The organism is Actinomycetota bacterium, from assembly GCA_030018275.1.
GTDB lineage: Bacteria > Actinomycetota > Aquicultoria > Subteraquimicrobiales > Subteraquimicrobiaceae > Subteraquimicrobium.
The window spans coordinates 108,024-120,024 of the sequence record JASEGB010000002.1 but is presented as its reverse complement, the minus strand read 5'-3'; the positions used below and the strand labels follow the sequence as shown (position 1 = coordinate 120,024).

The following is a 12,001-nucleotide window of genomic DNA, read 5'->3' as shown; positions in this document are numbered from 1 at the left end:
ATTCCAAATTTAATTGACGAAATCGATAATTTAATTAAGGGCGAGGTGGACAAAATGTTAGCTTCTTTAGCTTTAATCATTTTAAGCATCAGTTTCGCCGTTTCCGGTCAGCTCTGTTTGAAAGTAGGGATGAATTCGGTAGGCAGGATATCCGCCAGTCATCTTTCTAATCTAGGGGGAACGATTGTTATGGTTGCCACGACTCCTCTTGTGGTATTGGGTTTGTTTTTATATGTTATAGCAGCTTCCATTTGGCTTGTGGTCCTCTCCCGAGTCGATTTGAGCTTTGCTTATCCCATGCTGGGTTTAAGTTACGTCATGGTTCTCATTATTTCCAGCATCCTTTTACGAGAGAATGTAACTGCATTGCGCTGGCTGGGAACCTTCGTGATCTGCTTTGGCGTTTTTTTGATCACGAGGACATAATCTTTTGCCAACTGGTTATAACAGCAATCCCATTCCCTGGGAGAGGGAAGCAACAATTATTCCGGCGATCAATATCCCTAAACCAATTAAGGGTAAAGACCTTTTAGGGGGGATACCAAAAACAAAAGCGGCTACTCCACTCCAGGCACCGGTCATGGGCAGGGGAATGGCTACGAAGGTTACCAAAGCCATATTCTTAAAAATTTCGAATTTTTTACTATGTTTCCTGCGAGTTCTCTCAAAGAGCCAGGTAAAAAATCGGTTGAAGAGATGGAAGTGCTCGGAAAGCCAATGAGAGACCCCTTCCAGCAAATAAACGATGAAGAAGATTGGGAGGAAATTTCCCAAAGCTGACCAAAAGAATGCCTCACCAATTGACATCTGGTATACATTTAATGCCATAGGGAGAGCCAATCTTAATTCGGCGATGGGAAGCATAGCTATGAAAATTATGGCAATTTCTTTTGAGATAGAATTCATTTTAATTTAATTTAATAAATTGCAGAAACCATCCGGTCAATCACAAATCTATTTCAGTATCCTTGATAAGTCAAGGAGTACATGTGAAGAAAATTGCGGTAATTTTGGGCACAAGACCTGAGATCATAAAGATGGCGCCGGTAATAAGGGCGCTCGAAGGTAGGAATATGTGCTACTTTCTTTTGCATACGGGGCAGCACTACTCTTACACCATGGATGAGATATTCTTCAGGAATTTGGAACTCCCCCAGCCAAAATACAACCTGGGTATAGGGTCCGGTTCTCACGGCGTTCAGACGGGGAAGATGTTGGTGGAAATCGAACGAGTTTTGCGGGAGGAAAATCCCGATATTGCTCTGGCGGAGGGCGATACAAATACCGTCGTCGCCTCGGCGCTCGTGTCATCGAAATTGCCCGTGAAATTCGGGCATGTGGAGGCGGGGTTGAGATCCGATGATAGAGCCATGCCCGAGGAAATCAATCGTATAATTGCAGATCACATCTCCGATTATTTATTCGCCCCCACCGAAACCGCCAAAGATAATCTACTCAAGGAAGGTATCCCGGAGGATAAGATATTCGTCACCGGAAATACTATCGTCGATGCCGTTTACCAGAACCTGGAAATCGCTAGGAGGCGAGGAAGTTCGCAATGGCAGGCGGGAGAGGAATATTTCCTCGTCACCCTCCACAGAGCAGAGAACACTGATGATGCCGAAAGACTTGAGCGTATCCTGAGAGGGTTAAATAAGATTCAGGAAAAATATAAGGTGTCAATCGTTTATCCCATCCACCCCAGGACCTTGAAAATGATAAAGGAATATAATCTTGAAAATCTGGTGGAGAGTATAGAGGTAATTGAACCTCTGGGGTATCTGGATTTCTTGCTACTGGAATCCGAGGCGAAATTGATTTTAACAGATTCAGGTGGAGTTCAGGAGGAATCCTGTGTATTGGGTGTCCCTTGTGTGACCCTGAGGGACAACACCGAAAGACCCGAGACCTTGGAAGTGGGCTCAAACATCTTGGCTGGAACCGAACCGGCAAGGATGTTGGAGAGCGTCGATGAGATGCTCAAAGCCAGGCGGGATTGGGAAATTCCCTTTGGAGATGGAAAGTCCGGCGAGAGGATAGTGAGACTCATAAAAGCTCTTCTTGAGGCGCGAAGTGAGGATCTTGCTTGTGAGTAGGCTCCACTTTTAAGCGGTGACCCCGATTTGGAGCAGGTAGAGAGTCTGATCAAAGTGGACTGGCTGAGAAGGGAGTGAGTGAAGCGAACAAACTTTATCAGCCTTCCTATGTTTCCTTCGAATATGCCTTGTCTTACTACCACCTTATCCCCGAAACTGTTTACACCATTACTTCTGCGACAACCAAGCCAACGAGGGAGTTCGAAGTGTTAAATAAAATCTACCGATATTACAAAATTAGAAAAGAGGCCTTTACAGGATATGAGCCGAGAAAGATCGATGACTTGACCGTTTTCATTGCGGAGCCGGAAAAGGCTCTTGTTGATTATCTCTACTTTGTTGATCTTAAGAAAAGAAGCATGAACGAGAGGCTGCAGGCGAAAAATCTTCGCAAAAAAAGAGTAATCGAATACACCAAGGTTTTTAAAAGGGAAAACTTAATGAAATTGGCCATGGATGTCTTATGATCACCAAGGATGCGATAAAGAGATTTGCCACCAAAGCTCAAACAAGCGACCTCAACGTAGCCCGCGAATATTGTCAGCACCTCTTTTTGTCTTACTTTTACCAGCAGAAAGGTTCCGAAAGGCTATTGTTTAAGGACGGAACCGCTCTAAAGATCATCTACGGGAGCCCGCGTTTTTCTGAGGATTTAGATTTGAAGATTCTTTAGTGGTTGAAAAATTTGAAGCTCTTTTCAGACGAAAAGCGCCCAGAGATTTCTTCGATCTTTACTTTATTCTCAGAAGTCGACTTGCTATTCCTGAGGATTATCGGAAAAAACATAGGCTGAAAGATAGACTTTTGAGAGAAATCAATCCTACAAAATATGGTACTTAGATCCTAAGAAGGTTGGAACCAAGAATTTCACAATTACCCTATATTTCTGGCCTCAGAGTTTATTCTATATTGGGCTGGTAATTTCTGGCTTGACCTTACTTGGTTGTCTTGGATATTTAGTTATGATTGGAGAAGAAAAAGGATAAAGGAGAGAGGAGGTCTACAAATGAGAGTGGATGAGATCAAAAAGAAATACAGGGATGAGTGGGTTCTTCTAAGGGTCTTGAAGACGGATGACTTGGGTCATCCAATAGAAGGCGAAGTTATTGCTCACAGTAAGGCAAGGGATGAGATCTATGAAAAGCAAAGTAAAGTGAGAGGAGACATCGCTCTGTTTTATACTGGAGAAATTCCAAAAAAAGGATACGCAGTGGCCTTTCATGGTTAAGCACAAATTTGACCCTAAATCTCCCATCATTGCCTTATTTGCTAAGCTGAGCAATTCTCAGACAAGAAGAATAACGCTGATTTGTTGCCTCAGCTATTTGCTTTGGCAACCGCTGAGAATATGGATAACGAAACGCTGAGAGCACGGATAGTGCTGATAACACTGATGAAGAAAAAAGTTGACAGAAGACGTATTAGTTAAGAGAGATGCGATATTTTTGCTTGAAGAAATGCCAGTATTAACCAAAAAGGGACAGGTAACTGTGCCGAAAGCGTTGAGGGAAAAACTTGGGATTAAAGAAGGGGATGAGGTTATTTTTGAATTAGAAGGAGATATGGTGAAGATTAAGAAAGTTGAAAGAAGATCATTGTTAAGTTTAGGTGGGATTGCCAGAGGCAGAGCTATAGGTGCAGGAAATGAAAGAGATTATACCAAAAAGGTGGTCTCCAAAAGGGTAGCGGAGGAAGGATTAAAGGGTGAGTGAGCCGATCTTTGTAGACACCAATGTCTTTTTAAGGTTCTTTGTAGCTGATGTCGAAGACCTCTACGAGAAGGCAAAGGATTTATTTGAAAAGGCTGAAAAGGGAGAAATAAAGCTGGTTACCTCTGAGATGGTAATAGCGGAAATTATATGGGTTTTAGAGTCTTACTACGGTTTTCTTAAGGAAGAGGTAAAGGATGTAATAAAAAGTCTTCTTCACACAAAAGGCCTTAAAGTTATGAATGCGAACTTAATAGAAGAGGCTATAGAGAAATACAAGGATGATAATATGGAATTCATAAATGCCTATAATGGTTGCCTGGTGAAGAAAAGGGGGTACAAGAGAGCAGCCACATTTGATAAGAGACTTTCAAAAGACTGGAAGGAATAGAAGTTGTGGATATGTAGTTAGATTGGGTATCTGATTTGGGACCTGCTTGTTGATTTTATCTTAATGTTGCATTAAACTTGGGCTGTAAAGAAGAAGTGGGAACAGGGCTGCAAAAACAATTGCATGGAGATGAGATTAAGAATGAAAGATTTTATGAAACGTATAGAAATTAATCCAAAGATTTTGCTAGGCAAACCAATCATTTTGGGGACACGTATTCCGGTGGAGTTGGTTATAAAATTGGTTGCCCAGGGCTGGCGGGATGAAGATATTATTAGAGAATACCCTTCTTTAAAAAAAGATGATATTCGTGCTGCGCTTCTTTATGCCGAGAAAATTATAGAAGAAGAGGAGGTTTACCCCATCCTGAAGACGTAATATTTCTCTAATGAAATTTCTAATTGATGAAAATATAGGTCAGTCGGTTGTTCATTATCTTGCCGAAAAAGGTCATAATATTATTGTCGCGACTACGAAAGAACTTGCTAGTCGCGAAGATTCTTTTTTATTGGATTATGCGTTTCGCACGAATAGAGTTATAATCACGAACGATAAAGATTTTGGATTTCTTATTTATCGCCAAAGATTACCAGTACGAGGGATTATTTTATTTCGATTTGTTCAAGAGTCACCCTCTCTTAAAATCGCTGCTTTAGAGACAATCCTTTCCAAAAAGCCTACTCAGATATTAGACCATTTTATTGTAGCAAGCGAAGGTAAAATTCGTATCCGTCCACTTATTAAATGACCAAGTGTAATTACCGGATGCGGATTGAGAAAGCTGGAAATTATGAAGTGGGGAAATGAATGTGGAAAAGAAACCGATGAACAAATGCCTAATGTCTAATGGTCCCGAACCCGCCAGAAGCAACGGGGCAGGCGAATATAAATCAGCACAAAAACTCTTGTAGAAGTCCGTCTGGAAAGTTCACAAGAATATCTGGAAACAGCGGAAAAATCCTTTCCCGATCTCGCTCTCCGTGGAAATAAGGGGATATGTTGAGCGTGAAAATACCTGAGTTAACCCAGATATCCTCAAAGATTCTTTGCTAATCGGAACACAAAATACAAGAACCAACTCTCTGGTCAGGAGAGAAGTTTTTTATTGATGTGGCGTGTTGAAAAAGGATAAGGAGTTCAGTTGAAAAAATTATCACTTTACCCCGGATCCATATTCAATAAATTAATCCCGGAACAATACCGCTCCTCTCCCGAAAGAACTTTAACTCTTCTAACTCTTCTAAAATGGTTTCTTCTGGGCTTGCTTATTCGATTAATCCTAATGCCCTTTGCAGCTCATGCTGACCTATTGGCAATATATTGGAGAGCCCATGAGATCGTTTACCACCACAATTTAACCCGTGCATCCATCAATGTTGGCGCTCATTTCATTCATGCTCTTACCCTTTATATCTTCACCCCGCTTATGCCTTATTATAACGAGATTTGGACTCACCCATGGTGGTGGGGAGCCAAGACTTGGGAATCTCCACTGGTGTGGCAAACCTTTTTCAAGTTTTGCAATCACCAAAATATCTTTCGAACGCTCTTTCTCCTCAAATTTCCCTATCTATTATTCGATATCGCCTGTGCAATCTTGCTCCTGTATCTTTTCAAGAAGGTGCCTCAAGGTTTAAGAGCCTTTAAATTCTGGATGGTGAACCCAATCTGCATTTTTGGCACATATATTTTTGGTAGATATGAGGTATTGATAGCTTTTTTCATTTTTCTCTTTTTATATTTATTGCAACGGGAACGCTTATGCTTCGCTATGATCATACTGGGATTAAGTGTCACTATCCGAGCCTTTCCTTTGCTATTTATAATTCCCATTGCATTTATGCTTGGGCGAACCCTCCTTTCCCGAATGAAGATTTTTGCATGGGCACTTTCACCTTTAATTGTTCTAGCGGTTGCGTATAGGCTTTTCATAGGTTATTTCGGTGAGATTAGCACGTGGCTAAAAATGCCAGAGACTAGATATTTTTATAGCATGAGTTTTTTCCTTGGTTATCATGATTACCTTTATATCTTTGTTGTTTGCTACACACTTATCCTCATATATTGCTTTTATTTCTCAAAGGGCAATTTTGCGGATGCCTGGGGATATCCCCTTTTAATTCTTTTACTCTTTTTTTCCATATCTCGATTCCATCCCCAATATTTGAGTTGGTTGACATTCTTCCTGGTGTTTGCAATTGCTGAGGACATTAAATACTTGAAACTCCATCTTATCCAGATTGTCTGTTTTGTGGTGTATACTTTTCAATGGGGAAGAGCCCTTGCTGGTTATTTACTATGCCCTGTTCATCCAAGCTTCTTTGCTAGTCTGCTCAGTCCTTCGGAGATTATCTCTAGTGTTTATCCCGTTGATAACTTCATCGGGATTTTTAGAAGCGTTTTTACAGCGGTTTCAATTTGGATGATATATTTAGTATTCATGAGCTTAAAGAAATCGCAGGGCATAGAGATTCGGATTGGGACTCACCATATCGACAAATGAAGTTAACTCGTGAAGCATCAAATTGAGTGGGAGGATTTAAAGCTGCTCTGGAGAAATAATAATTTACGGCTCTTCTCCCAAAATAGTGGATAGCAACCATTATTCGTCATTGCGAGGCGTAGCCGAAGCAATCCCTTTGAGATTCTTAGCTGTGCTCGGAAATGACCCTTCAGGTCAGGCACGACCTTTAGACCTGTAGAAACAGACCTTCAGGTCTGTTATTATTAACAGGTGATTGTTAACAATTATAGTGCTTTCATACATGCGAGGAGCAAGATTTCTCGCCTGTCAATAGCCTCACGGGTCTAAAGACCTGTTTTTACCGTTATTTTTGCCAAAAGTGCAGAATATTAATCGGGGTTGATCAATTTGAATGAAATCTCCATAGTCATTCCAGTTTACAATGAGAGCCAGAGTCTTGAACAACTCCACAAACAGCTCACAAGCACATTATCTAATCTCGGGAAGAGCTACGAGATAGTCTTCGTTGATGATGGAAGCTCAGATGGTTCTATATCTTCCCTTGAGAAGTTGTACGCCAAGGATAAAGCGGTAAAGATCATTCAATTGCGGCGTAATTTTGGAAAAGCTGCTGCCCTTTCTGCTGGATTCAAATATGCGGATGGTAAAATAATTATCACCATGGATGCCGATCTTCAAGACGATCCAGCAGAGATTCCCAAATTCCTCTCAAAAATCGAGGAGGGATACGACCTCGTCTCCGGCTGGAGATATCCTCGACATGATTCCTTCTCAAAAAGGGTTCCCTCAAAACTTTTCAATCAGGTCACCTCCTTAATAAGCGGAATAAAACTCCACGACTTTAACTGCGGATTCAAAGTATATAGGCGAGAGACAGCCAAGGGCATAAAGCTTTACGGGGAGCTACATAGGTATCTTCCCGTTCTTGTTCACGGGAAGGGCTTCAAGGTTGGGGAAGTCAAAATAAACCACAGACCGAGGCAATCGGGGCAATCGAAGTACGGAGCGATACGCTACATCAGAGGCTTTCTCGACCTACTCACTGTCATGTTTTTGACCGACTACTGCTTAAAGCCTTTGCATCTTTTCGGACTACTGGGACTGATCATGTTGATTTTGGGATTCATCATCAATGCCTATCTATCTGTACTTTGGTTTATGGGTCAAGGAATTGGTCACAGACCTCTTCTACTTTTCGGTGTTCTATTAATGCTTATGGGAATCCAATTTATCTCTCTGGGATTACTCGGGGAGATGATTCAATTTAAAATGAGTGACACCAGCGAAAACTTTACAATAAGAAGGATTCTTGGCTCTCAGCGCTCACAAAACTTCGGAAAATAAAAAATGCAGGTTAGACTGGGTTAGTAAAAGTAGTTATAATGGGTATTAACATCTATTGAGATGAGAGGTGTCTGTCGCCGACCCTCTTTATAATAGTATCGAAAGGGACGGAATAGATTTATGGAATTGGGAAGGAGGCAATTACTATGAAGTGGGAAGATATTGTCAAAGAATTTAGAGACGAGTGGAGGAGAGATGATTCAGTCTGGAATGAGCCACATTAATGATAACTTTACCATAAGAAGAATTATTGGCTCTCAGCATTGGGATAGTGAGCAAAGAGGATAAGATTTCTTGTATAGCGAGAGGCTATAGCAGGCGAAGATTACAACTTCGAAAAATAAAAGATGCGAGGTTAGATTGGGGTAGTAAGAGAAGTTATAATGGGTATTAACATCGTTGATGTGAGAGGTGTACAGATGATTACATTCGCAAGGAAAGAGAGGAGTCTGACTATAGCATCAAGATAAAAATTGACGAACCACGGATGAGATAGTTGTTAGAGACGCAGAGAAGTTTATTGCCGAATTGGAGCAGTATCTTGAAAGCAAAACGGAGAGGAGAGGTAGAGTGACTAAGAATTTGTGTGAAAGCAGAAAAAAGCTTTTAGAAAGGAATATTGAATCTATCGTTAGCACTTTAAAAGAGAAATATAAGCCAGAGAAGATAATCCTGTTCGGTTCCATTGTTAGTGGACAAATTTCACTAACAAGCGATATCGATTTGCTCATCATAAAAAAAACAAATACAGGTTTTTATGAAAGATTAAAAGAGGTAATCACTTTATGTGACTATGACGTAGGTATTGATTTTCTGGTGTATACGCCGGAAGAATTTGAGGAGGAGGCAAAAAGCAATCTGTTTTTTCAGAAGGAGGTTTTGGAAAAAGGTAAAGTGATTTACGATGCAGCAGCATGAAAAATGGTTATCTAGAGCTGAAGATGATTTAAAATTCGCTCGTTTAGGGTTGGAAAATGCTTTCTATGCTCAGGTTTGCTTTTTAGCCCAGCAATCCGTTGAGAAGAGTTTAAAAGCTTTTTTACTTTTTAATGGCAGGCTTTATCCGAAGACCCATAAGCTTGTGGAACTTTGGCCGCTTTGTTACGAAATCAAAACGGAGTTATTAGGATATGAGAAGGAATTCAAGGTCATCGATGGGTACTATATCCCCACTAGGTATCCTGACGCTGTTCCAGCGAGTAGTGTTTCCATGCCTTCTCTCGGAGATGCAAAAGAAGCACTTAATGCAGCCGAAGATGTTCATCGCATTATTAAAAGATGGATTGAGAAGAAAAGCTCCTAGGAAATGCATCTGCAGATAAAGTGGTTTTTATCGCCATATTTTGCTTTTCGGTGTTCTTCTAATGCTTATGGGTGTCCAATTTGCAACTTTAGGATTATTAGGAGAGATGATTCAGTTTAAAATGAGCCACACCGACGATAACTTCGTTGTGAGGAAGATACTTTCTGGATCTCACTCTCTCCGTGAGAAATAGGGGAAAGGGGTAAGAGGGTAATTAGGTTATGAAAATAAGCGTGATAGGCCCAACACTAGATTGCAATGACGAGGCGTGAGCGTGAAACTGGTTTTTATTGCCAGAAATTATCCTCCTGATGTGGGAGGAGCGGAGAAACTAAATTATGATTTGGCTTGCAATTTGAGTAAGCATCTGGATTTGAAGGTTATCTCGAATAACTTTGGCAAATATTCACCCTTGTTTTACATCTATGCTTTTCTCAAACTCTTTTTGTTATGGGCAAGGAGAGATGTTGATACAGTATTTTTAAGTGACGCTCTGTTATCACCCCTGATCCCTTTCTTGAAGATTTTCAGAAAACCCGTGGTCGTAAAAGTTCACGGCTTGGATATAACTTATCCGAATAGAGTTTATCAGTCGGTAGTGCCAAGGTTCACCAATATGGCTAACAAGATTATCTGTATAAGTGAGGCTACGAGGGAGGAATGCCTGCGGAGGGGGATTAAAGCAGATAAATGCTCGGTAATAACCGTAGGCATAGATTTTAATGAGTTTTATCTGGATGGAGATAGGGGTGAGTTTAGAAGGCAAATCTCAAAGATAATAGGCATTGATCTTACGGAGAGAGAAATTCTTCTTTCGGTTGGAAGACTGGTTGAGAGAAAAGGCTTCCACTGGTTTATTGAAAACATTATGCCAAAACTTATTGAGAAAAGAAGAGAAATTCTATATTTAATTGCTGGTGATGGAGTAATGAAAGAAAGAATAGAAGAAAGCATAAGAGAAAAAACCGTGCAAGATTATGTACTATTGTTGGGCGAGGTAAATGTCGACACTTTGAAGTTGCTTTACAACGCATCTGACATATTTATAATGCCAAACATAAAGGTCAAAGGGGATATGGAGGGATTTGGAATTGTCGCTCTGGAGGCATCTTCATGCGCTCTCCCAGTGATTGCATCCAGACTTGAGGGGATTCAAAACGCAATAGAAGATGGTTGTAATGGTTTCTTAGTCGAGCCTTATAACATAAGTGATTATGTGAATAGAATCAATGAATTGATAGACAATGATCAAAAACGGAAAGATTTTGGGGAAAGGGCCAGAGAATTTACTTTAGGTAACTTTGGTTGGGAAGGCATTGCTAAAGAATATTTTGAAGAGTTTTGGGAACTAATCCAAGGTGAAAACAATTGAAAGTCTATGTGGTTAGTAGTTACCCCACGGAGGGTTGCGGAGTTTCAAAATATACCAAACAATTAATAGATGGCCTCAAGGGAAATGATGTCGAGGTTATTTTAGGGAGGATTTTTTTTTACAGGGAAAAGAAACATTTGTTAGCATGGTTTGGGTTCTTATATGAAGTATTAAGAAAGCGTCCTGATATTGTACACGTTCAGTATACTCCTACTATATGCGGTCCCCTTTTCCCGCTTTTTCTTATCTGCTTGAAACCGTTTCGAGTAAAAGCAAAACTGGTTCTTACTGCTCATGAGAAGTCAAGTATTTATGAAAAGCATTTAAATATATTCACAAAACTTCTCTTTCATTTATATGAAACCATAATTTATAGGTTGACAAATAAGATTTTAGTTCATACCAGAGAGCACAAAAATGAACTGCTTGTCAAATTTAAAATTGATGCAGAAAAAGTAGAGACTATACCTCACGGTGTGGATCAAGCTAAAGAGGTTACATTACTGGAAAAACAGAAAATAAGAGAAAGATATAATTTGGGAAACAGCGTCTTGATAACTTTTTTGGGTGCCATAAGACCAAATAAAGGCCTTGAGTATCTTATCGCAGCTTTTCCCAAAGTGCTAGAAAGAAGAAAAGGTTTAGTCCTAGTAATAGCTGGTGGTGCATCGCCAAGTCATGCGAATTACCTTGGGAAGCTAAAGTCAATGGTTAATGATCTTGAGCTCGAAGGAAAAGTTTTTTTTACAGGTTTTGTTAAAGACTTAGATATACCAGCGATAGTTTCTGCATCCAAGCTAATGGTGTTGCCGTACGTCCATATCACGCAAAGCGGTGTGCTCTATCGAGAGGCAATTACCTATGAAAAACCAATTATTGCAACCGATGTTGGTGGTATGGCGAAAGTAGTTCAGGAATATAGAATAGGTCTAACTGTGCCGCCAAAGAATAGTGAGGTACTTGCTGGCGCAATATTAGATTTGCTGAATGATGAGAAAAAGCTGGAGTTGTTTTGCCGCAATGAACGGCTTTTAAAAGAAGAACTTTCTTGGGATAATATTGCAAAACTGCATCACGACACATACGGAAGGTTGGTTACCTGAGAGCAAAAATGGGTCCGCAGTCAATGTAGAGTTCAAATATTACACTTTTTTCAGATAGGCATTCGTTTTGTTGTTACCTGTGCCCCCTGCGATCTTATAAAAGAGAAATATGAGCAATTCTGAAATGCCAAAAATAAGAGCAAAAAGACTTTTCTATAGGAAAGCCTCCGATAATGGGTTATAAGCAGTGGCAAAGAA

Annotated in this window: 16 protein-coding genes; 15 read left to right on the top strand and 1 reads right to left on the bottom strand. The window is 40.3% G+C overall.

Features of this window, described 5'->3' with window-relative positions; all coding sequences use genetic code 11:
* The first annotated feature begins 54 nt into the window (after nt 1-54).
* A complete protein-coding gene (locus QMD66_01515; protein MDI6821547.1) occupies nt 55-426 on the top strand; it encodes an EamA family transporter in 372 nt (123 codons plus the stop codon).
* 15 nt (nt 427-441) lie between these two features.
* On the opposite strand, the gene QMD66_01510 is transcribed toward QMD66_01515, so the two are convergent.
* The gene (locus QMD66_01510) at nt 442-906 is read right to left on the bottom strand and encodes a small multi-drug export protein (protein ID MDI6821546.1); all 465 of its coding nucleotides are present in this window, start codon (nt 904-906) and stop codon (nt 442-444) included.
* 83 nt (nt 907-989) lie between these two features.
* Here QMD66_01510 and wecB point away from each other — a divergent pair, with 83 nt between their 5' ends.
* The 14 genes from wecB to QMD66_01440 all read left to right on the top strand — a co-directional run bounded on the left by wecB (nt 990) and on the right by QMD66_01440 (nt 11,803).
* Nucleotides 990-2,096 carry a UDP-N-acetylglucosamine 2-epimerase (non-hydrolyzing) gene (gene wecB / locus QMD66_01505; GenBank protein ID MDI6821545.1) on the top strand — a complete coding sequence of 369 codons (1,107 nt, stop codon included), beginning with the start codon at nt 990-992 and terminating at the stop codon, nt 2,094-2,096.
* Nucleotides 2,097-2,170: 74 nt separating this feature from the next.
* A complete protein-coding gene (locus QMD66_01500; protein MDI6821544.1) occupies nt 2,171-2,563 on the top strand; it encodes a hypothetical protein in 393 nt (130 codons plus the stop codon).
* Nucleotides 2,560-2,769: a nucleotidyl transferase AbiEii/AbiGii toxin family protein gene (locus QMD66_01495; GenBank protein MDI6821543.1), complete on the top strand. Its 210-nt coding sequence runs from the start codon at nt 2,560-2,562 to the stop codon at nt 2,767-2,769. The genes QMD66_01500 and QMD66_01495 overlap by 4 nt, the downstream gene beginning before the upstream one ends.
* A gap of 333 nt (nt 2,770-3,102) precedes the next feature.
* Nucleotides 3,103-3,324 carry a hypothetical protein gene (locus tag QMD66_01490; GenBank protein ID MDI6821542.1) on the top strand — a complete coding sequence of 74 codons (222 nt, stop codon included), beginning with the start codon at nt 3,103-3,105 and terminating at the stop codon, nt 3,322-3,324.
* A 178-nt stretch (nt 3,325-3,502) separates the two neighbouring features.
* Nucleotides 3,503-3,808, top strand: coding sequence for an AbrB/MazE/SpoVT family DNA-binding domain-containing protein (locus tag QMD66_01485; GenBank protein MDI6821541.1), 306 nt, complete (start codon nt 3,503-3,505; stop codon nt 3,806-3,808).
* Entirely contained in the window at nt 3,801-4,196 is a 396-nt protein-coding gene (locus tag QMD66_01480; protein ID MDI6821540.1) for a PIN domain-containing protein, read from the top strand. The genes QMD66_01485 and QMD66_01480 overlap by 8 nt, the downstream gene beginning before the upstream one ends.
* A 141-nt stretch (nt 4,197-4,337) precedes the next feature.
* Complete coding sequence (locus QMD66_01475; GenBank protein ID MDI6821539.1) at nt 4,338-4,574, top strand: DUF433 domain-containing protein; 237 nt, start codon at nt 4,338-4,340, stop codon at nt 4,572-4,574.
* A gap of 10 nt (nt 4,575-4,584) precedes the next feature.
* A complete protein-coding gene (locus QMD66_01470; protein MDI6821538.1) occupies nt 4,585-4,944 on the top strand; it encodes a DUF5615 family PIN-like protein in 360 nt (119 codons plus the stop codon).
* Between the two features lie 873 nt (nt 4,945-5,817).
* Nucleotides 5,818-6,699 (top strand): hypothetical protein, encoded by an 882-nt coding sequence (locus QMD66_01465; GenBank protein ID MDI6821537.1) that lies wholly within the window; start codon nt 5,818-5,820, stop codon nt 6,697-6,699.
* Nucleotides 6,700-7,068: 369 nt separating this feature from the next.
* On the top strand, nt 7,069-8,025 hold the full coding sequence (locus QMD66_01460; GenBank protein ID MDI6821536.1) for a glycosyltransferase family 2 protein: 957 nt from the start codon (nt 7,069-7,071) through the stop codon (nt 8,023-8,025).
* A 570-nt stretch (nt 8,026-8,595) separates the two neighbouring features.
* A complete protein-coding gene (locus QMD66_01455) occupies nt 8,596-8,943 on the top strand; it encodes a nucleotidyltransferase domain-containing protein (protein ID MDI6821535.1) in 348 nt (115 codons plus the stop codon).
* Entirely contained in the window at nt 8,930-9,328 is a 399-nt protein-coding gene (locus tag QMD66_01450; GenBank protein ID MDI6821534.1) for a HEPN domain-containing protein, read from the top strand. Before QMD66_01455 ends, QMD66_01450 begins: the two co-directional genes overlap by 14 nt.
* Nucleotides 9,329-9,602: 274 nt before the next feature.
* On the top strand, nt 9,603-10,700 hold the full coding sequence (locus QMD66_01445; protein ID MDI6821533.1) for a glycosyltransferase family 4 protein: 1,098 nt from the start codon (nt 9,603-9,605) through the stop codon (nt 10,698-10,700).
* Nucleotides 10,697-11,803, top strand: a complete 1,107-nt coding sequence (locus tag QMD66_01440) for a glycosyltransferase family 4 protein (protein ID MDI6821532.1) — start codon at nt 10,697-10,699, stop codon at nt 11,801-11,803. The genes QMD66_01445 and QMD66_01440 overlap by 4 nt, the downstream gene beginning before the upstream one ends.
* Nucleotides 11,804-12,001: the final 198 nt, after the last annotated feature.